Below are 24,071 nucleotides of genomic sequence, written 5' to 3'. Positions count from 1 at the left end.
AAGCGGTGACCAGAACATCGCTCTTGACATGCGGATGGCACGTCATCACAGTAGCTCCGAAGAAGGATAACCGCCTAGCGGACAATTGTCCGGCGAACAGCCGTCAACGGCCGGCGCACGGTGAGGAGCCAGCGATGAACGAGTGGACCGAGCTCGAATCCGGACGACCGGTGGTGCTGCGAGGCGGCACCGTCCTGCCGATGGACGACGGTCACAGCGTCCTCACCCGTACCGACGTCCTCGTCACCGGGGAGCGGATCGCCGCGCTCGGGCCTGAGCTGCCGGTTCCGGACGGCACGATCGAGATCGACGCGAGCGACGGCATCGTCATGCCCGGCATGATCGACACTCACCGGCACATGTGGCAGACCGCCATGCGCGGCTACGGCGCCGACTGGACCCTGACGCAGTACTTCGTCTGGTACTACCTGGAGTACGGAAAGCTGTTCCGGCCCGAGGACGTGCACGCGGGCAACCTGCTCGCCGCGATCGAGGCCCTCGACGCCGGCGTCACGACCGTCGTCGACTGGTCGCACGGACTGCGGACCGTCGACCACGCCGACGCGGCCGTCGACGCGCTGCGGTCGGTGCCCGGCCGGTTCGTGCTGGCGTACGGCAACATCCAGCAGCCGCCCGCGGAGTGGACCGGCACGCCGGAGTTCCGCGACTTCGTGCGCCGGCGGATCACCGGGGACGACATGCTGGGCTTCCAGATCGCGTTCGACGTCACCGGCGACCCGGCCTTCCCTGAGAAGCCCGCCTTCGAGGTGGCGCGCGAGCTCGGCGTCGCGGTCACCACCCACGCCGGCGTCTGGGGCGCGACCAGCGACGACGGCATCCGCCTCATGCACGACCACGGCTTCATGACCCCCGAGACGGTGTACGTGCACGCCGCGTCGCTGTCGGCCGACTCCTACCACCGCATCGCCGCCACGGGCGGATCCATCTCCGTCTCGACCGAGAGCGAGCAGAGCGCCGGTCAGGGCTACCCGCCCACCTGGGCCATCCGCGCCCACGACATCCCGGTGTCGCTCTCGATGGACACCAGCGTGTGGTGGAGCGGCGACCTGTTCTCCGCCATGCGCACCACGCTCGGCGCCGACCGCTCCCGCGAGCACATGCAGGCGCACGCCAAGGGCGACACCATCACCCACTGCAGCCTGCGCGCCGACCAGGTCGTCGAATGGGCCACCCGCGGCGGAGCCCGTGCCATCGGCCGCGACCACGACCTCGGCAGGATCGAGCCCGGCAGGAAGGCCGACCTCGTCCTTATCAAGAACGACGCCTCGCCGGTCTCGTTCCCGCTGCTCAACCCCTTCGGCCACGTCGCGTTCCAGGCCCAGCGCGGGGACGTTCACACCGTGCTCGTGAACGGCCGGGTGGTGAAGCACGACCACCGGCTGGTCGGCGTCGACCTCGCCGCGGCCCGCCGCGAAATCGAGCGGACGATCGAGCACCTGCGGTCGACGATGGGCGAGGAGGCATGGCAGAAGGGGATGAACCCCGACATTCCCGAGACCAAGATCCTCGACAACCCCTACACGTACACCGACTACCGCAGTTCGGCGACGCACGCCCAGTAAGGGCGGACGAATGTCCGATGAGCGGTCAGCACTGGCGCCGCAGGCGCCGATATAGCCAGGAAGGGCGGATCAACAGGCTGAACATCACATCGCGAGCCCGCCGCTGTGCGGACAGAAGGACTGCTCGCGGGCGCTAGAGTCGGATCGGCGGATCGAGGCGAGGGAGGCGCTCATGGCACGTGGTGACACCGGACCCGACTTCATCGAGGCCCTGGCCCGTGGCCTCGATGTGATCAGGGTGTTCCGGCCCGGGCGCCCCGTCATGTCCCTGACCGAGGTGGCGACCGCCGCCGGCCTGGCCCGCCCGACGGCGCGTCGCATCCTGCTGACACTGCAGGAGCTGGGGTACGCCAGGGCCGAGCAGAGCGGCTTCGCGCTCACTCCCCGCGTGCTCGAACTGGGCCTTTCCTACGTGCGCTCGATGGGGCTGTGGGAGGTGGCCAGGCCACACCTGCAGTGGCTGGTGGCGCGTACGGGAGAGTCGTCGTCCATCGCGCAGCTCGACGGGTCCGACATCGTGTACGTCGCCCGGGTCGCCGTACCGAAGATCGTAACGCTGTCGGTGCAGATCGGCACGCGTTTCCCCGCGCTGCAGACTTCCCTCGGAAAGGTGCTGCTGGCCGCCTTGCCGCCGTCTGAGGTGGAGCGCGTCGTCGCCGAGCCGAGCCGTTCCGGCATCGAGCCGCGGTGGCGGCCCACTCCCGAAGACCGAGAGGCGGCGCTGCGCGTGGTGCGCGCCAAGGGATGGGCGCTGACCGACGAACAGCTCGCCCTGGGCATCAGGTCCGTGGCTGCTCCGCTGCGCGACGGGCTGGGCAACGTCATCGCGGCGGTGAACGTCAACGCGCACGCCGCCGAGACGTCCGTGGAGCGGCTGAGGGACGAACACCTGCCGCTGCTGCTGCAGGCCGCCGGCGCGATCAGCGCCGACTGGGCCCTGTACGAAGCGGTCCCCCAGGCCACCGCATGAAGCGGTGGCCGTACTCCTGAAACAGGCGCTCGCGGCGGTGATCTTGACGTAGGCCTCCGGATGGTTGAGTGATCGGAAGGCGCGGTCGTAGGCCGCGAGAACACGCCCTGGAGGTTCAGCGCTCCTCCAGCACCTCCGAACACGGGCGGCGGACGCTTCCCGTCCCGTCTCGTACGAAGCCCAGCCTCATGATCATTTGTGGGTGCTCGCCGGAGCACAGGTGGTTTCGGATGAACTCCCGCAGTTCCGGCATCTCCAGCGCCTGGGTGTGGAAGGCCGCGCTGAGCCCACAGGCGGAGGCGCGGAGCAGGGTGCGCTGCAACGCCTCACCCGCGGCCAGCCAATCGTGCCGGGTGTCGGCCCGCGTGGTGAGCACGGCCACCAGCCCGGTGGCCGTGGACCTGCGCTGTTCGGTCTCGCTGCCCCAGGAGTGGCCCCAGGCGTAGTCCCGTTGGGCGAAATGCTGTGGATATGTGCGTCTTTGCGTGAGCGGGTAGCTGTGGGCAGGCACGCCGTCCCTGCGGGTGCTGCCCGGAGGCCGGGCCCAGCGGATCAACTCCAGGCCGATCATGCGGTCCTGGGACTGGACGTCCTGGGCGGCGCTGGTGAGCGCGGCCAGCACGCGCGCCTCGACCTGCGACCGGACGGGCATCAGGCGGGCCCCCTCGGTGCTCGCCTGAGCCATCAGCATCTCTGTCACCTGCTCCCTGACCCGCGCGGTGGTGAACCCGGCGCGATGCGTGCGGCGCCGCTCGATCTCCCCGTACAACGACATGGTTTGCTCGTCGGCCTCCACGCCCCGTCGTGCCCGGATCGTGGCCAGCAGCAGAGAGCGGTCGGGATCGGGAAACCGCCGTACCTCAGGCTCATAGCCGAGCGCGCGAAGGGCGATCCGTACGTTGAAGAGCGCCGCGCCGCAGCTGATCAGCATCTGGCGGCCGGTCGTGTCGGCGAGGCGCAGCTTCCTGTCCGGGTCCGCACGCAGGCTGATCTCGTTCCCGGAGACGGCGAAGGACCACGGCTGGGTGTTGTGCGTCGAAGGCGCCCAGACGGCCGCCTCGACGGCGGTGCGCAACGTGCCGGAGATCTCGCCGGCTGTGTGAGCGTTCATTGCCTTTCCCGTTCCACGCTTCGCTCCGGTACTGCCCCACAGCAAGCGTGCCCGCTGGCGTCGCGCATGGTCAGCGATGAAAGTCCCGACGCGGCGGGACTTTCGGCCCCAACGGGAGCCGGTACGGCCGGCCGGCGACACCGGTTGATGGTGACAACGCGATGCCGGAGCCGGACCTATGGGACTCGCCGGCGCCATGGAACGGCTGACGGGGGACAAATCTGACTTGGCCGCTCACGTCGAGACGGGCGCGGTCTCACCTTGGTGAGGTAGGCACTGACCAAGCTTGAGCGGGAAGGGCTGATCACCGGTCGCCAGGTCATCCAGCACGACCGGCCCAACAAACGGCTGTTCACCGTCACCGAGGCCGGCCTCGCCGAGCTGGAGCGGTTCGCCGAGGCCGGGTCCAAACCCACCTTCATCCGCGAGGACCTGCTCGTCCTCGTCCAGGCGGTCGACGATCTGCCCGTCGAGACCGTGCTCGACCGTCTCAGCGACCGCGAGGCGGCGGCCGCCGCCAAGATCGAGATCTTCGAGAAGACCTTGCGGCGCCTGCGCGGCGACCTCGACGAGAACGCCTTCCTGCGCCACGGCGACCGGATAGGCCCCTACCTCACCTGCCTGCGCGGCCTGCGATTCGAGCGGGAGAACCGCGACTGGTGCCACGAGACCGCCCAGCTGCTGCGCGAGCGCGCCGCATCCAGAAAGGGCCATGACCATGCCTGAACGCGGCCATCTCCGCTACGTGGCGCTCGGCGACAGCCAGACCGAGGGCATCGGCGACGGCGACGACCTGCTCGGCCACCGGGGCTGGGCCGACCGGCTCGCCCAGCGGCTCGCGGCGGCCAACCCCGGCCTTCTCTCGGTCTCCCCGGCAGCGACGACTCCTGGACCCGGGCGCTGCCCGTCTCACCGCCCCACCGGCTCCCACGGGCCGTCTATCGCGAACTGCGCTGGATCACCTCGTTCGGCGGCCCCTGGGTCGTCCGGCGAATACGAGGGCGATCGTCCGGTGACGGCCGCACCGCCAAACGCCCCCAGCTCCAGCCTTTCAGCTGAACCGGTGTCAGCGGAGCCGCCGCGATCGGAGTGCGGCGCCGAGTACGGACGCGGCGGCGAGCTCACGTCCGAAGAGGTGAACGGCCTGACCGGCGCGACCGCGGCCGGGCTCCGCGACTCGCCGCGACCGGCGAGGTGACACCGGCGGCGCCCGCAAGCGGCTTGTATCAACCTGGAGCCACACGCTGCAAAATCAGGGTGGAAGGGCCTGCGCCAGACGTACCCGACGCCTGGCCGGCCTCGCTGCCGGGCCGGACAGGAGATTGGTGATGAGCGGCATGCCGCACTGGAGGCTCGACCCGCTGGTTGACCGCGATGCCCACCAGCTGCAGGAGTACGACGACCTGACCGCCATCGAGCGGCTGGCGCCCTTCTCGTTCGGGGCGTGCTCGTGCGGCGAGTGGACCACACCGAACATGACCATCGACGACGTCCTCGCGGCTTTCGACGCGCACATGCGACAGGTCCAGGTGGCCGCGCGCGCGAGCCGGCCCTGGCGTGACCGAGACGATCCGGCCCGGTGAGCCATGGCCGGTTCCCCGACCATGAACCTTCTGTGGGGTGCTCCTAAATTCTGCAGTGCTTGATGTAGACATTGAGCGGCATCGAGGATAGAGTTCCTGTCATCGCTAAGGACAAGTCCACGAGCCGAGGCAGAGACGAACTGCCTGGATGAATGGAATGGCGCAGATCGGACGTGCCGGGGCCGGTGCAGTGGAAGGGCTCGGGCCGTGGATCCGCCGCCTGGGCGGCCAGAGGGGCCGCCCGACGTTTGAAATGACGGTAAAGAAGCAGAAGGGAGTGTTGGGCGCCATCGGGATCGCCCGTCGCCGGCTGAGTTCCGCCGCACGGGTGCCGCAGCTCCACGGATGGGAAGGTGGTCTACGGTCACGTACAAGCGATCCCCGCGTCCCCGCCCCCACAGGGCGGCTGACGCGGAAACGACAAGCCGGCCGAATGGCCGGTAGATGGTGTTGAACCTCGTTGGGCCCCGGTGCACTTCGGCACCGGGGCCCCTGTTCGCGTTCCGGAAGGTTTAGTGGAGCAAACGCAGCCGGCCTCGGCCGGCGACACATCCGACGGCAGCCACGACGACAAGTTCGACGATGACGACTACCCGGCGTACAGCATGGGCCGCGCCGCGGAGATCCTCGGCGTCACGCCGGCGTTCCTGCGCAGCCTGGACACCGCCAGGCTGATCACACCGCAGCGCTCCGAGGGCGGCCACCGCCGCTACTCCCGCTACCAACTGCGCCTGGCCGCGAGGGCCCGGGAACTGATCGACCAAGGTACGGCGCTGGACTCCGCCTGCCGCATCATCATCCTGGAGGACCAGCTCGCCGAGGCCCTGCGCATCAACGCCGAGATGCAGCGGGCTCGCGAGCACCCGAGCACGTGACCCGTCTCGCCCGCCGCGAGCTCTAGCCGCGCGAGCGCCGCAGTCCGACCACGCCGATCACGGCCCCGAGCAGGCCGACCACGATGCCCAAGCCGCCCAGCAGCCTGGCCGTACCGTCGGAGTCGCCGGGCGTGCCCGACGAGGCCTCCGCGATCGGGGTCACCGAGAGAGCGGCGGCCGGCGGCGTGGCGGCGGCCGTGTCCGAGTGGCCGCCATCCTCGGTGGGGGCCACCAGCTTGAGGACCGGGGCCGGGTGTTCGGGCTCGGACCCGTCGGCCTTGGGCGCGTCGGCCCACTTGACGACCTCACCGCCCGAGTAGGTCTGGATGGTGGGGAAGGTCAGCTCGTCCACGTCCTTGGGCAGCGGGCCGACCGAGACCTCGAACTCCTGGAACTGCCCCGGCTCGATCTTCCCGCCCGTCCAGGTGATCTTGAGTACGGACTCGGTGACCTTGTCCCCGTCGTCGGAGACCACGGGCTTGGGCAGCTTGCCCTTGGTGAGCTTCACGTCCCAGCCGGGAACCGGCCTGACCGAGACGAAGGGAAGCGGGTGATCTATGGGGAACTGGACTTCGAGCCTGGTCGTCCTGGCCTTGTCCCGCTCGTTGGGAACGCGGAAGCCGATCTTGGTCCAGGCCCCCTTCTCCGCGGTGCCGGGATTGATCGTGACGTGGGCGAGCGCGGGCAGGGCCAGGCCGAAGGTGAGGGCGAGCGCACCGGCGGTGACGGTGACGGCGCGACGGCGGATGGCGGTCAGTGCCATGGGGGATTCTCCGATTGTCTACGTGAATGCCGAAGAGGCGCGAGCGGTACGAGATGCGTACCTGCGCGCGCGAGGGGACTCAGAGGACAGGGAGAACCGGAGGACCGCGCCGGACGACCGCGTGCCGCAGAACGCGGTCGCACACGGGACGGATGGCCTCCTCGGCGCGCCCGAACGGCACGCCAGGAGGTGTGGGGGTGACGTCCTGCCGCAGGAGGTGGAGAAGCACCGTGAGGCGCCGCGTCGCGTAGGCGCCGGCCCTCCGCAGGACCGACCACAGCACCGCGTCGCCCCGAGAGACCCACCAGCCGGTGAGCAGCGCGGCGGTGAGGTGGGCGAGGAGCATGCCCGCGCTCACGCCCAGCCCGTGACCCAGCGGTAAGCCCGCGCTCACACCCGGACCGTGGCCGAGCGGTGTCTCGCCCGGGCCATGTCCATGGGACGGCGGGCTGACGGGCGCGCCGGCCGTACCGAGCAGCCGGTGCAGAAACGCCTGGGCGAGGAGAAGGAGCCCGGTCACGGTCACCGGCGAGCGTTCTCGCCCGGCAAGCGCGGCCGTGACCGTCATGACGACCAGCCCACCGGACAGCAGCGCCTGCGACGTGGGCCCGCCCCCGCCCGCGAACCGGTGCGCCACCGAGGCAAGCGTCAAGCACACCACGGCGAAGACCGCCGACCGCGCAAGCCGTAAAGGCAGATTGGCGTGCATGACGCCTCGCATCGTCTCATAGTCCACCGAAATCCGGTCAGTGGAAACCGGCTGCGATCGTCCTCGGGAGCCCGGAGGAGGTCCCCGGCCTCGGCGGCGAACCGGCCGCGCGCTCCGCCCATCGCCCTATCCCTTGAGCCGATCGAGGGCCAGGTTGAGCTGGAGGACGTTCACCCCGGGTTCACCCATGAACCCGAGGCTCCGGCCCGTGGTGTTCTCGTCGATCAGCGTCCCCACCTGGGCCGGTGTGAGTCCGCGCTCCTTGGCGACGCGGTTGGCCTGCAGGCGGGCGTAGGCGACCGAGATGTCCGGGTCGAGGCCGGAGCCGCTGGCGGTGACCGCGTCGGGCGGCACGACGGCCTTCGCCGAGCCCCGCACCGCGACCGTACGGCCGCCCGCGTAGTCCTCGCCGGGGTTGGCGCACTCGACCTTCACGCCCCTGTACTCGGCGACGAAGGGCGCCGCCGGGCAGGCCTGGTTGACGCTGACGGCGCGGGCCGGCGTGCCGACGGCCGGGAAGACCTTCAGCACCGCGCCGACCCCGCCGGCCGTGCAGTACGGCCGCGCGCCGCTGACGCCCTCCAGCTCGCCGATCGCCTTGCTACGGGCGCAGACCTGGGTGAGCAGGCTCCGCTTGCCGGTGTCGGGCTCGCCCGCCGCGTCCTTGGCTCCGGGCACCGGGAGGGTGTCCACGATGTCCTCGGGGCCGAGGTTGCCGGCGGCGGTGGACGTCATGTCGTACCCGTCGCCGGCCGCTGAGGGGCGGCTCTGGAAGTACTTCCTGACCGGGGTGCCGGAGGCGTCGGTGAAGCTCTGGCCGACGAGGGAGCTGCCCGTGTCCTTGCCCTCCTTCCGCACGAGCGAGCCGTTGGCACTGCCGTTGAACACGGCCTGGGCGATCCCGGTGACCACGAGCGGGTAGACGGCCCCGGTGACCACGGTGAGCACGAGCAGCGCGCGCAGCGCGGCCAGGTGCTGGCGGATCCAGCTTGGCAGGCGTTCCATTTATGACATCCCCGGAAGAAAGCAGACGACGAGATCGATGGCCTTGATCCCGATGAACGGGACGACGATGCCGCCGAGGCCGTAGACATAGAGGTTGCGGCTGAGCAGCTTGGAGGCGATCGAGGGGCGATACCTGACGCCGCGCAGCGCCAGCGGGATCAGCGCGACGATGATGACGGCGTTGAAGATCACCGCCGACAGGATCGCCGACTGCGGGCTGGCCAGGCGCATGACGTTGAGCGCGTCGAGGCCCGGATACACGGCGGCGAACATGGCCGGGATGATCGCGAAGTACTTGGCGATGTCGTTCGCGATCGAGAACGTCGTCAGCGCCCCCCGGGTGATCAGGAGTTGCTTGCCGATCTCGACGATCTCGATCAGCTTGGTGGGGTTGGAGTCGAGGTCGACCATGTTCCCGGCCTCCTTCGCGGCCGAGGTCCCGGTGTTCATCGCCACCCCGACGTCGGCCTGGGCGAGCGCGGGAGCGTCGTTCGTGCCGTCGCCGGTCATGGCGACCAGCCGGCCGCCCCGCTGCTCCTCGCGGATCAGGGTCAGCTTGTCCTCGGGGGTCGCCTCGGCCAGGAAGTCGTCGACCCCCGCCTCGTCCGCGATGGCCCTGGCCGTCAGCGGGTTGTCCCCGGTGATCATCACGGTACGGATGCCCATCTTGCGCATCTCGGCGAACCGCTCGCGCATGCCCTGCTTGACCACGTCCTTGAGGTGGATCACCCCGAGCACGCGCGCCTTCCCTTCGAGCACCTCGCCGACCACCAGCGGCGTCCCGCCCGAGGCGGAGATGCCGTCCACCAGGTCGCCGACCTCATCGGTCGGGTGGCCGCCGTGGTCGCGCACCCACTTCATGACCGCCGTGGCGGCCCCCTTGCGCACGTGGCGGCCGTCCACGTTCACGCCCGACATGCGGGTCTGGGCGGTGAACGGTATCCACTCGGCGTGGGCCAGCTCCCCCGGCTTGCGCTCCCGCAGGCCGTACGCCTGCTTCGCGTAGACCACGATGGAACGGCCCTCGGGGGTCTCGTCGGCCAGGCTCGCCAGCTGGGCGGCGGCGGCCAGTTCGTCGGAGGTGACGCCGGGCACCGGCGCGAACTCCGACGCCTGCCGGTTGCCGAGCGTGATGGTGCCGGTCTTGTCCAGCAGCAGGGTGCTGACGTCGCCCGCGGCCTCGACCGCGCGGCCGCTCATCGCGAGGACGTTGCGCTGGACGAGCCGGTCCATGCCCGCGATGCCGATGGCCGACAGCAGCGCGCCGATCGTCGTCGGGATGAGGCAGACCAGTAGCGAGACCAGCACGATGCCGGTGACGCCGTTCCCGGTCAGGGCGAGCGAGTCGGGGATGCCCGGGTTCACGGCCTTGGAGTAGACGGCCAGCGGCTGCATGGTCGCCGTGGCGACGAGGAAGATGATCGTCAGCGCGGCGAGCAGGATGTTGAGCGCGATCTCGTTGGGGGTCTTCTGCCGGTTGGCGCCCTCGACCAGAGCGATCATCCGGTCGATGAAGCTCTCGCCCGGCCTCTGCGTGATCCGCACGACGATCCGGTCAGACAGCACCTTGGTGCCGCCGGTGACCGCCGACCTGTCGCCGCCCGACTCGCGGATGACCGGTGCTGACTCGCCGGTGATGGCGGACTCGTCCACACTGGCGATGCCCTCCACCACGTCGCCGTCGCCCGGGATGATCTCTCCCACCTCGACGACCACGAAGTCGCCCTGCCTGAGCTCGGGGGCGCCCACGGTGTCCCACGAGACGGCGTTCTGGCCCGGCTTCCAGCCCGTGAGCCTGCGTGCCATCGTGTCGCGCTTGGCGGCGCGGAGCGCGGCGGCCTGCGCCTTGCCCCGGCCCTCGGCCACGGCCTCGGCGAGGTTGGCGAACACGACGGTCAGCCAGAGCCAGACCACGATGGCCCACGCGAAGACCGACGGGCTGGTGATCGCGAGAACGGTCGTGAAGACCGCACCGATCTCGACGATGAACATCACCGGGTTGCGCCACAGCGACTTGGGGTTCAGTTTGCGCAGCGCGTCCGGTAGTGAGGTGACGAGCTGCTTGGGGTCCAGCAGACCGCCCCCCACCTTGCCGTTCTTGTCGGGCGCGGGTGTACGGCCCGGCGCCTTCCGCACCGGGGTTGCCATTACGAGATTCCTTCCGCGAGCGGCCCGAGCGCCAGGGCGGGGAGAAAGGTCAGCGCGACGAGGATGATCGTCACGCCGACGACCATGCCGACGAACTGCGGCCGGTGCGTGGGCAGCGTGCCGGCCGACGCCGGCACGGGTGCCTGCCTGGCCAGCGAGCCCGCCAGGCCGAGCACGAAGACGATCGGCAGGAAGCGTCCGAACGCCATGCAAAGGCCGAGCACGGTGTCGTACCACGGGGTGTTCACGGTGAGTCCGGCGAAGGCCGATCCGTTGTTGTTGGAGGCACTGGTGAAGGCGTAGAGCACCTCCGACAGGCCGTGCGGCCCGCCGTTCAGCATGCTCGCCCGCTGTGCCGGCGAGCCCATGGCCAGGGCCGTGCCAATGAGCACGAGCACCGGTGTGGTCAGGAAGTACAGCGACGCCAGCTTGATCTCGCGGGCGCCGATCTTCTTGCCGAGGTACTCGGGCGTGCGGCCGACCATGAGGCCGGCGACGAAGACGGTGATCACCGCGAGCACGAGCATGCCGTACAGACCTGCTCCAACCCCGCCGGGCGCGACCTCGCCCAGCATCATGTTGACCATCGTCACCATGCCGCCGAGCGCGGTGAACGAGTCGTGGAAGGAGTTGACGGCCCCGGTGGAGGTCAGCGTCGTGGCCGCGGCGAAGGTGCCGGAGTTGGCGACGCCGAACCTCACGTCCTTGCCCTCCATCGCGGCGCCGACGGCCTGCGGGACCGTGCCGTTGTGCGCGAGCTCCAGCCCGGTGAGCACGGCGACGCTGGTGAAGGCCAGGACGCCCATGACCGCGACGATCGCGTAGCCTTGGCGCTTGTCGCCCACCATCCGGCCGAACGTGCGCGGCAGCGCGAACGGCAGCACGAGGATCGCGAAGATCTCGACCCAGTTCGTCCAGCTGCCGGCGTTCTCGAAGGGGTGGGCGGAGTTGGTGTTGTAGAACCCGCCGCCGTTGTTGCCCAGCTCCTTGATGATCTCCTGGCTGGCGACGGGGCCGCCGGTGATGCCCTGCGTGCCCCCGGCGAGCCTCGCGACCTCGTGGACGCCGGAGAAGTTCTGGATCAGCCCGCCCGCCACCAGGACGATCGCGCCGACGAAGGCGATCGGCAGCAGGATGCGCACCGTGCCCCTGACCAGGTCGACCCAGAAGTTGCCGAGGTTCTCAGTCTGCTTGCGGGCGAACCCTCGGACCAGCGCCATCGCGACGGCCATGCCGACGGCGGCCGACACGAAGTTCTGCACGGCCAGGCCGGCCATCTGCACCAGGTGGCCCATCGTGGACTCGCCGGAGTACGCCTGCCAGTTGGTGTTGGTGACGAAGCTGACGGCGGTGTTCCACGCGATGTGGTCGGGGACGGCGGCGAAGCCGAGGTTCAGGAAGAGCTTGTCCTGGAGGCGCTGGAAGGCGTACAGGAACAGGATGGAGACGGCCGAGAAGGCCAGCACGCCGCGGGCGTACACGCTCCACCGCTGTTCGGCGTCCGGCTGGACGCCGACGAGCCGGTAGATCACCCGCTCCACCCCCAGATGCCTCACACCGGTGTAGACGCGGTACATGTAGTCGCCCAGCGGCCGGTGCGTCAGCACCAGGGCGACGACGAGGGACGCGATGAACAGGATCCCCGCGGTCGCGGTCGACATCAGAAGCGCTCCGGGAACAGCAGGGCCGCGACCATGAAGATCACCAGGACGACGGTGACCACCAGCCCGGCGGCGTTGACAGCGCTCACAGGCGCTCCACCGCCTTGACGACGAACCCGATGATCACGAATATCGCGATCGTCAGGGCAACGAAGATGACGTCAGCCATCCCCACTCCTCAAATCCGGACGAACGAGCTTCCGGCCGCCCAGGTCGGGCGGCCTTCATAGCCAGCAAATCGCGTAATTTGAGGGTCTTGGCGGGTCTTGACGGGTTCCATACGCCCCGAAGGTGATTATTGACGCGATCCCTACGCCGGACCGTCCGCCCGCTTCCCGGCATGCCCGCGTACGCGCCAAGTGGGGACCACGTTCCGCGTCCTTCTGGAGATAGCGGTCCACGCCATCCCAAAGAATCGCTCAGGCATTCCGCCCGCCGTCCGGCTCGGGCGCGGCGTCAGGCTCTGGTGTGGGATCCGGCTGCGGCGCCGGTGTTTCCCCGTCCGTCCGGGACGACCTGCGCCCGGTGAGGAGAACCGCCGCTCCGACGACCACGAGCACGCCGAGGCCGGCCCAGACCCATACGGGCACACCCGCCCGAGACGCCGTGTCGGCGGGCGCCGGCGCCGGGGCGGCGCTCGCGCCCGCCGCCGCTCCGGTAGGTTGCGCCGCTCCCGAGGGCGCGCCCGTTCCGCCCTGCGCGCCCTGGACGGTGAACGGGATCTCTCCCTCCACGGGATGGCCGTCGGAGGAGACGATGCGCCAGGCGATGACGTAGCCGCCGGGCGGGAGCGGGCCCGCGACGCTCTCGAAGACCTTCGAGCCGTCAGTACGCGGAGGACCGGACTCGAAGCGCCGTCCGGCGGCGTCGTGCAGGACGACCACCGGGAAGCTGGCGTGCGCGCTGAACTCCAGCTCGATCTGGTCGAGCCGCGAGACGGTCGAGTCCTTGGCCGGTGAACTGCTCTTCAGGCTGTCGTGCGCCAGAGCGGGCGGGGCGGCCAGCCCGACGACCACGCCGGACAGGCAGAGCGCCAGCAGCGCTCGGATGACGGGAAATCTCACTGAGGACTCCAAGGTGACCCGGAGGCGCGGCCCGTCGGGATGCGCCTGTCCGGACGCGGGAAGCGCGCGGGCCTGACAGAAGTGGCCGCATGCGCGCGCGGACTCAGGGAACCAGGAGAACCGGGGGCCCGCGCCTGACGACCGCGTGTCGCAGGACCTGCCCTTGAGCAGGCGGAAGGACGGCGGTCTCCGCTCGCCTCGGCGGAACGCGGGGCGCGGGGGCCACCTCCGGCCTCAGGAGGACGGCCAGGCGCCGCACCGCGTACGCGCCGGCGCCACGCAGGGCCGACCACAGCGCCGCCTCTCCACGGGAAAGCCACCATCCGGTGAGCAGCGTCGCGGTGAGGTGGGCCAGAAGCATGCCGGCGTCCACGCCGAGGCCGTGCCCCTGCGGCAGTCCGGGGAGATGCGCGATGCCGTGAGGCATGTGCGGTGCGGAGGGCAGGCCCTCGGCGCTCCTCGGGCCGAGGAGGTGGTGCAGGAACACCTGGGCGGCGAGAAGGAGCCCGGTCACAGTGACGGGCGAGCGTTCGCGCCCGGCCGGCACCGCCGTGATCGTCATGATCGCCAGCCCGCCGGACAGCAAGGTCACGGGCGCGGGCCCGGCACCGCCCGCGAACCAGTGCGCCACGGCGGCAAGCGTCACGCAGACGACCGCGAAGACCGTCGACCGCGCGAACCGTAAGGGCACATTGGCGTGCATGACGCTCTGAATCGTCTCATACGCCATGAAAGATCGAAGGAAGATCGTGCGTCAGCGACGTACGGACCCGCGAGGCGGGTCGTCTCAAGGGCGCGCGAGGGGGGTACGGCCGGTGCGGCCGTACCCCCCGTTCTGTGGACGTTTTTACTGGTTCTTGTTGGTAGATATCCGTGTCATGTATTTCGACGGGGAAAGTCTTCAGTGCCCGACGCTCCAGCCGGGCAGCGTAATCACTGGGGGTTATATGGCCGTTATGGCAGATTTGTCCAAACTGCTCGACAGGGAATACGAAGACAAGAGCCTCGCGGAACTTGTCAAGGCCCCTGTGTCGGCGCTGGCCGGGGTCAGCGAAGGCGACGCCAAGCTCCTCAAGGAGGCCTTCAGAATCAACACGGTCGGCGATATGGGGCGTAACAAGTACTTCCGTACCGCTACCGCGCTGGTCGACCTGGCCGACAGCACCAAGTAAACCGCCAGGGCAGGCCGGCAGCCACCGGATCGACGGCTGCCGGCCTTCGCACGCCTACCGAGGTGAGCGCATGCCCGGGATGGGATGCGGGCCCTCGGTCTCCAGCCGGTAGTCCTTGCCGAACTTCGCGACGGTCTCCTCCAGGACCACGTCGCTGGGCGGCGGCTCGCCACCGTGGATGCGCTCCTGGAACCGCTGGAACCGCTCGTGCGCCTCACGCACGTACCCGGTGCCAAGGGTGGTCAGGTCGAGCTGCGTGGCGATGAGCTCGCGCAGGTACGCCTTGTTCGGCTCGAACGTCACCGGCGTGGGGAACTCCCGCGCGAGGATGTCCGCGGGCTCCCGTCCGTCGTGGCGGCGCATCAGATCGCAGGCGATGCGCAGGTGCTCCAGCTCCATGGCGAGGTGGAGCTCCCACATGGCCTTCAGCCGCGACTCCGTCTCGGTCTCCATGAACGAGTAGTAGAGGTAGCACTCGTTGTACTCGTGGTTGACGAGCTGCTCCCACCACGTTTCGCCCGGGTCGAGCAGCGTCTCGTAGTGGGTGACGTGCTCCTCCTCGATCAGCCCGATCTCCTGGTAGAGCTGCCGGGCCACCTGTTCCATGTACTCCGGGCCGACGTTCAGATAGAAGTTCATGGTCTGCTGCTCGGCGGCCATGATCGTGAGCGTGTGCAGCTTGGAGATCGGGCTCGTCGTGTCCTTGTCGTAGTGATCCCGGACGTTGTCGATCGGATGCCGGTGGTGCAAGGGCGTCGGCCGTCCCGGCATGACCTCGGTCAGCGCGTCGACGATCTTCTCGGCCTTGCGGTGCTCGATCAGCTCGTACAGGTTGGCGTACCGGTAGAGGTGGTCGAAGTCTTCCAGCACGCCGAACTCGAAGGCCTGCTTGAGGTACGGGTCGGGCTCCATACGCGCGACCCAGGCGGTGAGGTCGACGGCCACCTGCTCGTAGGCGATGGTGGTCTCCAGCACGGACGCCAGCCCGGGGAGCAGCCAGTTGACGGCCTTCTGCTGCTGCTGCTCGATGTACCGCACCTCCGCCAACTGCCGGCGTACCTCCAGGTCCGGGCAGCGCCGGGTGAACTGGTGGCTGAACATGATCGCTTCGATCTCGATGCCGTTCATGGTGATGACCCGGCAGCGGGCGTAAGGATCGGCGTGGTCCGGATCCATCTGGGGGACGTTGAGCTCCCGCCAGTCGCGCAGTTGCTGGTCCAGCGGGATTCCCTGCTGTTCCAAAGGATTGAAAGTCATAGATATGACCCCTTTGTCCTATTTCGGGCGAGCGAGAACAGATGTACCCGAGGGACATGGAGCGCAACCAGACGGGTCGTGGTGGGGGGAATACATCCATTGACCAGACTCGATATCGAGTTTCCCCGCCCTATCGACAACTAATCCCATAACAGGATTTGTCAATGAATTTAGCACATTAGGCGGTTGAGGAAGCCTGAGGGAAGGCAAGGCCGTAAGATCAGCCCGTTCTCTTCTTTCGGAGGCCACCCTGACCGGCCATCATCTCGAAGGCGTACACGGTGACCAGGCCGTAGATGAGGTGAGGAATGAGATCGGACAGCCAGCCCGCCGTGCCCCAGGTGCGCGGGTCGGTCAGGCCCAGGGCCGTCATCGGCACGTCGGCCACCACGGTCGCCGCGAGCCCGACCCCGACGCCCGCCACCGGTACGGACACGTCGCGCACGGGGATGCGGAGCGCCCCGTAGGCCACGCCCAGCCCCACCCCCGTAGCCAGGCCGAGCAGGGCGCCGACGCCCTCCTTGCGGCTCTCGGCCTGCTCTCCCTCTCCGAGGTCGAGCCGGGCCGTCTCCGCGAGCTTCGCGGCGGTCTGGGCGGGCAGGCCGCTGGACGGCCGGCCGCGCACCGACTGGTCGAGGTAGGTCACCACGTAGAGGGCCGTCGTCCCCGCCGCCCCTGCGAGAGCACCGGCCACGATGTAGCGGCAGACGGACGATCTCCCCATGCGCGTCACCCTCCGGCTGCTCTGATCACGTTCCCATCCCCTACCCACTCGGAAACGGCGCAGTGAGAGCGCGCGGCAAACGGTGCTCCAAGCGATTCCACCCTGCGCAGAGGCGCGAACGCGTCGGGCTACACCACTTCGGCGGCCTGCCCGATTCCCTGGAGCGCGCGGGAGACGTGCTGTTCGGCGAGGAAGTGGCCGACGCCGATGACCACCGCGATGGGCCACTCGACGATCTCCAGCGCCGTGAGCACGCCCAGCGCCGCGTAGAAGGCGAGCCGCTTCGGCGGCGGCAGGACCACCGTGCCGATCAGCGGCAGGGTGACCGACGGCTTCCGCGACTCCGCCCGGGCGACCGCGGTACGTGCCGACGGGGTGGACCGCCGCGCCGAGGCCGTGGACCGCCGGGTGCCATCAGAAGCAGTGGACCGCCGGGTGCCATCAGAAGCAGTGGACCGCCGGGTGCCCGCAGAAGCAGTGGACCGCCGGGTGCCCGAAGAAGCAGTGGACCGCCGGGTGCCGTCAGAGGCGGCGGACCGCTTCGCCGCCTGACCGCGTGGCGCGCCGTTCGAGGCGGCGGACCGCTGTGTCGTGCCTGCCTTGGTACCCGCCGTGCCGTTCGACCCGGCAGAGCGCCGGGCCTTCCCGGTCTGACCTGCCGCTTTGCCATCCGGGACAGCGGTCGTATTCTGCGCCATTGCGGCCTCCGTGAGTCAGGAACGTATGGCCCATCCCCTGCCCCACGTGTCCGGTAACGCCGCTTGGCTGGGACTTTGCCCAGTGGCCCGCAGCCTAAGAGGGTTCACCCCTTCACGAATTGGTCAACTCCGGCTACGTTCGGCGGTCAGCAGCAATTCGGAGACTCATCCATAGGATCTGAAGGAGAAGCTGAATGCGCTTCACCCTCCGCAAGGGGGCCGGCATCGCCACCGCGACGGCCGCCCTGCTACTCCCTCTGGTCTCGGCCTTACCGGCCGGCGCCGAGCCCGACCTCACCCAGCTGGCCCGTACGATCACCACGCCAGGAGTGAAGCAGCACCTGCAGAAGCTGCAGCAGATCGCGAACGCCAACGGCGGTACGCGGGCGGCGGGAACGCCCGGCTTCGCCGCCTCCCGTGACTACGTGGCAGGCCAGCTCAAGAAGGCCGGCTACAAGGTGACCATCCAGCCGTTCGAGTTCCCGTACTTCCAGGAGAACACGACCGCGCTGTTGCAGCAGATCTCCCCCGAGCCGAAGGTCTACACCCCGACCCCGCCCGACGGGAGCACGGTCGGCGAGTTCGCCACGATGACCTACTCCGGGTCCGGCGACGTCACCGCGACCGTCCAGAACGTCGACCTGACCCTGCCGCCGGCCCCCGCGCCGGGCTCCACCTCGGGCTGCGAGGCGAGCGACTTCGCCGGGTTCACGCCAGGCAACATCGCCCTCCTCCAGCGCGGCACCTGCACCTTCCAGGTGAAGGTGGAGAACGCGCAGGCCGCGGGCGCGACCGGGGCGATCCTGTTCAACGAGGGGCAGCCGGGCCGCACCGACACGCTGCAGGGCAGCCTTGGGGAACCCACCGTCACGATCCCGGTGGTCGGCACCAGCTTCGCCGTCGGAGAGGAGCTGTCCAGCCCGGCCGGCACCACCGTGCGGCTGAGGACCGAAACCACCAGCGAGCTCCGGACCACGCAGAACGTCATCGCCGACTCCAAGTGGGGCGCCGCGAACAAGGTCGTCCAGCTGGGCGCCCACCTCGACAGTGTCCCGGCGGGGCCCGGCATCAACGACAACGGCTCGGGCACCGCCGCGATCCTGGAGGTCGCGACGAAGCTCGCCAAGATCCCCACGAAGAACAAGCTGCGCTACTCCTTCTGGAGCGCCGAGGAGCTCGGCCTGCTCGGCTCCGAGCACTACGTGGGCGGCCTGTCGCCCGCGGAGGCGGCGAAGACCAAGCTGTACCTCAACTTCGACATGGTCGCCTCGCCGAACTACGCGCTCAAGATCTACGACGGCGACGACTCCGACGCCATGGGCTCCCCGGCGGGGCCGCCCGGATCCGACGAGATCGAGAAGCTCTTCGAGAAGTACTTCGACACCCTCCGCCAGGGCCATGTGGGCACCGACTTCAACGGCCGCTCCGACTACGGTCCGTTCATAGACGCCGGGATCCCGGCCGGAGGCCTGTTCACCGGTGCCGAGGGCGTCAAGACCCCCGCGGAGCAGGCGCTCTTCGGCGGCACCGCCGGCCAGGCGTACGACTCCTGCTACCACCAGGCGTGCGACACGATCGCCAACATCAACGACAAGGCGCTCGCGCTGAACACCGGGGCCATCGCCACGGCGGCCGTGGTCTACGCGTTCAGCCGCGACCTGCCCGGTCCTGACACCCGAGCCGCGGTCGCGTCGCGCGTCGCGGCCCGGCCGTCCGGCGCCGACGCCGACGCCGACGCCCACGGACGTCCGGCCGTCTGATCCGCCCGAGGGTGGTCGTGCGCTCCGCCCGGGCGCATGACCACCCTTTCGCGTGGAGCGGACCCGTGCTCCCTGGGGTGACCCCTGGCTCCCCGTCACGGGCACGCGTGCCCCGGCGGCATGACGTACCGTCCTGTCATGTGCCGGAGTATCAAGACCCTTCGTGAGCCCTACACCAGCGACGTCACCGACGACGATGTACGGGCTGCCGCGCTCCAGTATGTCCGTAAGATCTCGGGGTTCCGTTCCCCGTCCGCGCGCAACGCGGAGGCCTTCGGACGGGCTGTGGACGTCATCGCCGCGGCGACCCAGAACCTTCTCGACGAGCTTCAGCTGAAGCACGTCGCCCGTGAGCGATCAGAGAAGTCACCCGACCTCACCTCGCCTTAATCACCCCCCTAATCACGATATTTCGCCGTTTTGGGTAATTCGGGGTTTTACGATCGAGGCTGCGACCGGGAAAGTCGAAGACCTATATCGAATCGGTCCCAGTTGGCTCATCCCAGAGTAAGGTTCGATTCATGAGGCCTTCAGAGACCTCCCGGCTCGAATCGTGCTCGGGCAGGCTCGGTCCGGCTTTCAGGCGCTGAGAGCGTCCAGTTCGTTCGTGCTGTGAGGTCGTCGAGGTGCTTACTCGCGTAGGCGGGGACTGGTCGAAATTATCCCCTTTCGCGGTCGTTGATGGTTTTTGTGGTGAGCGGGTCGCGCGTGCACGCCGTCCGCGAAGAGATCCCCCGGGTCGACACCGCGATCCGGCCGCCGGCCCCCGTGGCCGACTCGCTCGTAGCTGTGACCGGTGCGTAAGGTCGCGGCGCTGTTCGTGGATTCTCCACCTTGTTACAGTGGCCGCGGAGCACCGGGAAGTCTTGTCGGCACACCACCGAAATGGACCTATTCCGCGGAGGCATCCTGTGGCGAGCGAGCCAGGTCGCGGAGCGACCGTCACGGCTGCGGAACGCCTATGACCGCAATCAATCGCAGAACGCGGCGGCTCATGGCATCGCTGCCCTTCGCGTCGTTGGGCATCGTGGCGGCCGTGGACGTCATGACCGGCCCCGATCTCGGCTACCTGTCCCTGCTGGCCGTCGGCCCGGCATTCGCCAGCCTCGCGGGCGGCGTGCGCCGCACCGTGATGATCGGCGTCGTGGCGCTGATCCTGTCGCTCCTGCTGGCCGTGTACGACGACATCCTCGGCGACCGGCAGAGCAACATGAGCCTCATCTCGATCGTCGGGGTCACGGCGGCGAGCATCCTCGCCACCGTCGGGCGGCAACGGCGCGAGCGCGAGCTGGCCTCCGTGCGGTCCGTGGCCGAGGTGGCCCAGCGGGTGCTGCTCCGGCCGGTTCCCCGCCGGGCGGGCCACCTGCGGGCGGCCGTGTCGTACACCTCGGCGAACGCCGAGGCGCGCATCGGCGGCGACCTGTACGAGGTCGTCACAGGTCCGACCGGGGTCCGTGCGATCGTCGGCGACGTGCAGGGCAAGGGGCTGGAGGCGGTCGAGACGGCGGCGCTGGTCCTCGGCGCGTTCCGCGAGGCGGCCCACGACGAGCCCGACCTGCGCGCGGTCAGCGGGCGGCTGGAGAAGGCACTCAACCGGCGGCTGTCCGGCGAGGAGTTCGTCACGGCGATCCTGGTCGACGCCGACCCCGGCGGGAAGCTCACATTGCTCAACTACGGCCATCCTCCACCGCTGATCCTCCATGCCGACGGCAAGATCACACTGGCGGAGCCGGCGGAGACCGCGCCGCCGCTCGGCCTGGCCGTCCTGGAGGTCGAGGGGCCGAACCCTCACCAGGTCGCGTTCGGCCCCGGTGACCAGATACTGCTGTACACCGACGGGGTGATCGAGGCCCGTGACCGCGCGGGCCGGTTCTACCCGCTCACCGACCGCGTCTTCCTGCTGAAGGACGACGACCCCGAGGCGGCCCTCGAAGCGCTCCGGCTCGACCTGGTCGCCCATGTCGACGCGCCGCTGCACGACGACGCGGCCATGTTGCTGCTCCGGTGCCGTGAAGACTGAGGCGGCGCCGAGACGCACCCACCCCAGACGGGCGAGCCTGGTGGACCGGGTCAGGCGCCCGGGTCATGAAGGGGCTGGCCCGGGTGGTCTTGCTGGGTGTCGTCGGTCCGCTCGGCGTCCTGGTGGAGGGAGGTGGTGCGCAGAACCGCCTGCTGGAGGGTCCGGGTCAGGTCGGCGGTGGTGACCATGCCCACGACGTGACCGGCCTCCGCGACCACGGCCATCAGCTCGCCGACTACGGGTGACGGCTCCAGGATGCGGGTGGCGTCGTCATCCGGGGAGAGCAGGTGGCCTGGGGGCAGCGGTCGCGCCACCGTCGCGACCCGCCTGTCGTGACGCTGTGCGGGAGGGATCGCCGTGAGGGCGTCCAGGGAGAGGACCCCCGCCGAGTGCCCGCCGAAGTCCACGACGGGGAACACGGTCTGGCGCGAGCGCAGCGCCACGATCGCGATGAAGTCGTCGATGTCCTGCCAGGCCGGGGCCACATCGGGCGAGGTGGTCATCACGTCGCGCACCCGCCGGCCCTTGAGCCCTTCGTGAGCGGCCCTCACCAGACCCTCGCTCCTGGCGGCGCTGGCCAGGAACCAGCCGATCAGCATCATCCACAGCCCGCCGGTCCACGCCAGCAGGATGAGCTCCATGCCTCCGAGCCCGATCAGCGCCATGCCGAGGACCTGCCCGGCCTTGGCCGCGGCGCGGTCGGCGCGCACCCGGTCGCCGTGCATGCGCCACAGGGCCGCGTGCAGCACCCGTCCCCCGTCCAGAGGGGCGCCGGGGAGCATGTTGAAGACGGCCAGCACGGCGTTCATCAGAGCGAGCCACCGTACGGCGGCGACGATCAGCGCGGGGCCGTTGAGGAACACGACCGCCAGGTAGAAGACGCCCGACAACAGGAGGCTCACCAGCGGGCCCGCCACCGACACCTGGAACTCATCCTTCGGCGTCTTGGTCTCCCCCGCGAACTCGGTCACCCCGCCGAGCAGCCACAGCGTTATCGACTTGACCGGGACGCCCCTGCGGCGGGCGACGATCGCGTGAGCGAGCTCGTGTCCCAGGAGCGAGCCGAGGAACATGATCGACGCCGCGGCGGCGATCATCCAGTACCGGGCCGGAGGCTGGTCCCTGACCGCCTGCGGCAGCACGGTGGTCGCCAGCACTCCCCCGATGAGGAGGACGATCATCAACGTGGACCAGTGAGCCCCCACGGGGATGCCCGCCACGTGACCGAGACGCAGGCTCTGTTTCATGTGCCCCCGCCCCCGTGACCACCGGCGTGATCACTCGCGTCACCGCCGGGTCTCATGCCCCTCGCTCCCCTCATCGTCGGGCGCCGGCGGAGAGTGTCGTGATCGGACGACGGCGACCGGGCAGTACGAGTGGTGGAGCACGCCGTGGCTGACCGAACCGAGCACGGCCGAGCCGAGGGCGCCCCTTCCCCGAGAGCCGACCACCACGAGGTCCGCCTTGGACGACGCCTCGGAGAGCGCCTCCACCGGATGCGTGCGAACCATCGCGTCGAGCACGTCGATCTGCGGATACTTCTCACGCCACGGCGCAAGCTGTTCCTTCGCCGCTCGCTTGCCCATGTCGTAGACCCGTTCGAGGTCGGGGGTGTAGCTGGCGAACATCGGGAGGTAGACGGACGTCTGCCATGCGTAGATGGCGTGCAGCCGGGCTCCCCGCAGGTAGGCCTCCTCGAAGGCGTACTCGAGCGCTGCCTCCGACTCCGGTGACCCGTCATGGCCCACGGCGATCTCTCCGTGGGCGGTCTTCTGCGGATGACCGGCCACGACGACCGGACATTCGGCGTGCCCCGCGACGCCCATGGACACCGAGCCGAGCACCAGCCCCATGAACCCGCCCAGCCCTCGCGTGCCGACCACCAGCTCGTCGGCGTCGCGTGCCTCGTTCAGCAACTCGGTGCGCACGCGACCCTGGGGCGACGCCGTCTCGACCCGGAGCCCGGGCACCCGGTCATGGGCCGCCTTGGTGGCTTCATGGAGCACGCCCCTCGACTGGTCGGACAGGGACTCCCGGAACCCGGGAGGCGTGCCGAGTGTCTGGTCGAAAAGCCAGGGCTCGGTGACGTGGACGATGCGCAGGCCCCGGTCACGCCGTACGGCGTCGTCGGCGGCCCAGCGGACGGCGGCCAGCGCGGCGGGTGAGCCGTCGACACCGACGGCGACGTGTCCGTTCATGATCTTCTCCTCGTCACGGCTGCCTCGGGCGCCGCCACCGGTCATGAGCGGAGGTCCAGGCCTTGTCCCAGTCGACGTAGCGACGGCGGTCCAGCATCCACCGGACGAGCGCGAGGTTCAGGAACAGCAGTCCCGCGGCCCCGGTCTCGACGCCGAGCCCCGCCACCACCGTGTCGGCGACCGTCTGGGAGTGCGTCCGCGGCGGCGCCGTCGGATGGCCTGAGGAGTCGATCCACATCTCCAGCGAGGATCCCGCCTTGGCGTGCGCGGGCACGGTCACCACGTCCGTCCGCAGCCGGCCGTCGGGCATGTACCACCGCGCCTTGGCCTTGATGCCGAGGACGGCCCCCTGGGAGGAGACCGCGCTCGTGCTGGCCGCGTCCTCCAGCAGTACGGCCGTGACGGCCTGGCGCTGGGCGGGCTCGACATGCTCGGCCACGACGCCCCGGTTGTAGACGGCGCGGGCGGCCAGCATCGAGGGCCAAATGCCGACCAAAAGGGCCAGCAAGGTAAGGAGCACGGCGACGGTTTCGATCCGGTCAGAGCGCCGACGCAGCGGGTTGCGGTCGAACCGGTACCGGCGAACACACCTTGTCGTCCACCTGGCCAAGGATCGCATGGTGAACCTCCCTGTCAGGGAATCTCCATCCAGAGTCGGGTACGGCCGATCCCGCCCGACAGGGTCTTACGACGCCTCCCCGCGGGACGTTCGGCCCTGCCCGCCACCTGCGCCTTCACACGCATTGTGACCACACATGACCAACGTACGA

The 24,071-nt window shown here is 69.5% G+C and carries 26 protein-coding genes; 11 read left to right on the top strand and 15 right to left on the bottom strand.

The window, feature by feature from the left end; all coding sequences use genetic code 11:
* The first annotated feature begins 134 nt into the window (after nucleotides 1-134).
* Together AB0O34_RS08255 and AB0O34_RS08250 are read left to right on the top strand one after the other, a co-directional pair.
* Nucleotides 135-1,583, top strand: coding sequence for an amidohydrolase family protein (locus AB0O34_RS08255; RefSeq protein ID WP_363913992.1), 1,449 nt, complete (start codon nucleotides 135-137; stop codon nucleotides 1,581-1,583).
* 172 nt (nucleotides 1,584-1,755) lie between these two features.
* Nucleotides 1,756-2,553, top strand: a complete 798-nt coding sequence (locus AB0O34_RS08250; RefSeq protein WP_363913990.1) for an IclR family transcriptional regulator C-terminal domain-containing protein — start codon at nucleotides 1,756-1,758, stop codon at nucleotides 2,551-2,553.
* A 115-nt stretch (nucleotides 2,554-2,668) separates the two neighbouring features.
* Here AB0O34_RS08250 and AB0O34_RS08245 read toward each other — a convergent pair whose 3' ends face one another.
* Nucleotides 2,669-3,664: a hypothetical protein gene (locus AB0O34_RS08245; RefSeq protein WP_363913988.1), complete on the bottom strand. Its 996-nt coding sequence runs from the start codon at nucleotides 3,662-3,664 to the stop codon at nucleotides 2,669-2,671.
* A gap of 477 nt (nucleotides 3,665-4,141) precedes the next feature.
* Between AB0O34_RS08245 and AB0O34_RS08240 the strand changes: the two genes are divergently transcribed.
* The 4 genes from AB0O34_RS08240 to AB0O34_RS08225 all read left to right on the top strand — a co-directional run bounded on the left by AB0O34_RS08240 (nucleotide 4,142) and on the right by AB0O34_RS08225 (nucleotide 6,122).
* On the top strand, nucleotides 4,142-4,390 hold the full coding sequence (locus AB0O34_RS08240; RefSeq protein ID WP_363913986.1) for a hypothetical protein: 249 nt from the start codon (nucleotides 4,142-4,144) through the stop codon (nucleotides 4,388-4,390).
* On the top strand, nucleotides 4,377-4,862 hold the full coding sequence (locus tag AB0O34_RS08235) for an SGNH/GDSL hydrolase family protein (RefSeq protein WP_363913984.1): 486 nt from the start codon (nucleotides 4,377-4,379) through the stop codon (nucleotides 4,860-4,862). The genes AB0O34_RS08240 and AB0O34_RS08235 overlap by 14 nt, the downstream gene beginning before the upstream one ends.
* A gap of 130 nt (nucleotides 4,863-4,992) precedes the next feature.
* Complete coding sequence (locus AB0O34_RS08230; RefSeq protein WP_358547332.1) at nucleotides 4,993-5,247, top strand: hypothetical protein; 255 nt, start codon at nucleotides 4,993-4,995, stop codon at nucleotides 5,245-5,247.
* A gap of 605 nt (nucleotides 5,248-5,852) precedes the next feature.
* The gene (locus tag AB0O34_RS08225) at nucleotides 5,853-6,122 is read left to right on the top strand and encodes a MerR family transcriptional regulator (RefSeq protein WP_363914046.1); all 270 of its coding nucleotides are present in this window, start codon (nucleotides 5,853-5,855) and stop codon (nucleotides 6,120-6,122) included.
* A 22-nt stretch (nucleotides 6,123-6,144) separates the two neighbouring features.
* Here the strand turns inward: AB0O34_RS08225 and AB0O34_RS08220 are convergent, their stop codons facing one another.
* The 8 genes from AB0O34_RS08220 to AB0O34_RS08185 form a co-directional block, all read right to left on the bottom strand.
* Complete coding sequence (locus tag AB0O34_RS08220) at nucleotides 6,145-6,885, bottom strand: YcnI family protein (protein WP_363913981.1); 741 nt, start codon at nucleotides 6,883-6,885, stop codon at nucleotides 6,145-6,147.
* Between the two features lie 79 nt (nucleotides 6,886-6,964).
* Complete coding sequence (locus AB0O34_RS08215) at nucleotides 6,965-7,621, bottom strand: MFS transporter (RefSeq protein WP_363913979.1); 657 nt, start codon at nucleotides 7,619-7,621, stop codon at nucleotides 6,965-6,967.
* A gap of 99 nt (nucleotides 7,622-7,720) precedes the next feature.
* Entirely contained in the window at nucleotides 7,721-8,599 is an 879-nt protein-coding gene (locus AB0O34_RS08210) for a potassium-transporting ATPase subunit C (protein ID WP_363913977.1), read from the bottom strand.
* Nucleotides 8,600-10,747: a potassium-transporting ATPase subunit KdpB gene (gene kdpB, locus AB0O34_RS08205; protein WP_363913975.1), complete on the bottom strand. Its 2,148-nt coding sequence runs from the start codon at nucleotides 10,745-10,747 to the stop codon at nucleotides 8,600-8,602. It abuts the gene before it with no gap.
* Nucleotides 10,747-12,408, bottom strand: coding sequence for a potassium-transporting ATPase subunit KdpA (gene kdpA, locus AB0O34_RS08200; RefSeq protein WP_363913970.1), 1,662 nt, complete (start codon nucleotides 12,406-12,408; stop codon nucleotides 10,747-10,749). The genes kdpB and kdpA overlap by 1 nt, the downstream gene beginning before the upstream one ends.
* Nucleotides 12,408-12,497: a K(+)-transporting ATPase subunit F gene (gene kdpF, locus AB0O34_RS08195; protein WP_363913968.1), complete on the bottom strand. Its 90-nt coding sequence runs from the start codon at nucleotides 12,495-12,497 to the stop codon at nucleotides 12,408-12,410. The genes kdpA and kdpF overlap by 1 nt, the downstream gene beginning before the upstream one ends.
* Nucleotides 12,498-12,827: 330 nt before the next feature.
* Complete coding sequence (locus AB0O34_RS08190) at nucleotides 12,828-13,472, bottom strand: copper resistance protein CopC (RefSeq protein WP_363913966.1); 645 nt, start codon at nucleotides 13,470-13,472, stop codon at nucleotides 12,828-12,830.
* 103 nt (nucleotides 13,473-13,575) lie between these two features.
* Complete coding sequence (locus AB0O34_RS08185; RefSeq protein ID WP_363913964.1) at nucleotides 13,576-14,202, bottom strand: MFS transporter; 627 nt, start codon at nucleotides 14,200-14,202, stop codon at nucleotides 13,576-13,578.
* 148 nt (nucleotides 14,203-14,350) lie between these two features.
* Between AB0O34_RS08185 and AB0O34_RS08180 the strand changes: the two genes are divergently transcribed.
* Nucleotides 14,351-14,644, top strand: a complete 294-nt coding sequence (locus AB0O34_RS08180) for a hypothetical protein (RefSeq protein WP_363913962.1) — start codon at nucleotides 14,351-14,353, stop codon at nucleotides 14,642-14,644.
* A 54-nt stretch (nucleotides 14,645-14,698) separates the two neighbouring features.
* Here AB0O34_RS08180 and AB0O34_RS08175 read toward each other — a convergent pair whose 3' ends face one another.
* The 3 genes from AB0O34_RS08175 to AB0O34_RS08165 form a co-directional block, all read right to left on the bottom strand.
* Complete coding sequence (locus tag AB0O34_RS08175) at nucleotides 14,699-15,901, bottom strand: hypothetical protein (RefSeq protein WP_363913960.1); 1,203 nt, start codon at nucleotides 15,899-15,901, stop codon at nucleotides 14,699-14,701.
* A gap of 220 nt (nucleotides 15,902-16,121) precedes the next feature.
* Nucleotides 16,122-16,625 (bottom strand): hypothetical protein, encoded by a 504-nt coding sequence (locus tag AB0O34_RS08170; RefSeq protein ID WP_363913958.1) that lies wholly within the window; start codon nucleotides 16,623-16,625, stop codon nucleotides 16,122-16,124.
* Nucleotides 16,626-16,753: 128 nt separating this feature from the next.
* Nucleotides 16,754-16,927: a hypothetical protein gene (locus AB0O34_RS08165; RefSeq protein WP_363913956.1), complete on the bottom strand. Its 174-nt coding sequence runs from the start codon at nucleotides 16,925-16,927 to the stop codon at nucleotides 16,754-16,756.
* Between the two features lies 1 nt (nucleotide 16,928).
* On the opposite strand from AB0O34_RS08165, the gene AB0O34_RS08160 reads away from it, so the two are divergent.
* The 4 genes from AB0O34_RS08160 to AB0O34_RS08145 all read left to right on the top strand — a co-directional run bounded on the left by AB0O34_RS08160 (nucleotide 16,929) and on the right by AB0O34_RS08145 (nucleotide 21,103).
* The gene (locus tag AB0O34_RS08160; RefSeq protein WP_363913954.1) at nucleotides 16,929-17,177 is read left to right on the top strand and encodes a hypothetical protein; all 249 of its coding nucleotides are present in this window, start codon (nucleotides 16,929-16,931) and stop codon (nucleotides 17,175-17,177) included.
* A 340-nt stretch (nucleotides 17,178-17,517) separates the two neighbouring features.
* Entirely contained in the window at nucleotides 17,518-19,083 is a 1,566-nt protein-coding gene (locus tag AB0O34_RS08155; protein ID WP_363913952.1) for a M28 family metallopeptidase, read from the top strand.
* Nucleotides 19,084-19,221: 138 nt separating this feature from the next.
* Nucleotides 19,222-19,473, top strand: coding sequence for a DUF2277 domain-containing protein (locus AB0O34_RS08150; RefSeq protein ID WP_363913950.1), 252 nt, complete (start codon nucleotides 19,222-19,224; stop codon nucleotides 19,471-19,473).
* A 604-nt stretch (nucleotides 19,474-20,077) separates the two neighbouring features.
* Entirely contained in the window at nucleotides 20,078-21,103 is a 1,026-nt protein-coding gene (locus AB0O34_RS08145; protein ID WP_363913948.1) for a PP2C family protein-serine/threonine phosphatase, read from the top strand.
* Nucleotides 21,104-21,153: 50 nt separating this feature from the next.
* Here AB0O34_RS08145 and AB0O34_RS08140 read toward each other — a convergent pair whose 3' ends face one another.
* Genes AB0O34_RS08140 through AB0O34_RS08130 form a run of 3 tightly spaced genes read right to left on the bottom strand, consistent with a single transcriptional unit; the run spans nucleotide 21,154 to nucleotide 23,821 of the window.
* On the bottom strand, nucleotides 21,154-22,350 hold the full coding sequence (locus tag AB0O34_RS08140) for a site-2 protease family protein (protein WP_363913946.1): 1,197 nt from the start codon (nucleotides 22,348-22,350) through the stop codon (nucleotides 21,154-21,156).
* A 39-nt stretch (nucleotides 22,351-22,389) separates the two neighbouring features.
* Nucleotides 22,390-23,301 (bottom strand): universal stress protein, encoded by a 912-nt coding sequence (locus AB0O34_RS08135; RefSeq protein WP_363913944.1) that lies wholly within the window; start codon nucleotides 23,299-23,301, stop codon nucleotides 22,390-22,392.
* Nucleotides 23,302-23,314: 13 nt separating this feature from the next.
* Complete coding sequence (locus tag AB0O34_RS08130; protein WP_363913942.1) at nucleotides 23,315-23,821, bottom strand: hypothetical protein; 507 nt, start codon at nucleotides 23,819-23,821, stop codon at nucleotides 23,315-23,317.
* Nucleotides 23,822-24,071: the final 250 nt, after the last annotated feature.

Source organism: Sphaerisporangium sp. NPDC088356, from assembly GCF_040685555.1.
GTDB lineage: Bacteria > Actinomycetota > Actinomycetes > Streptosporangiales > Streptosporangiaceae > Sphaerisporangium.
This window is presented reverse-complemented; position numbering and strand designations above follow the sequence as displayed.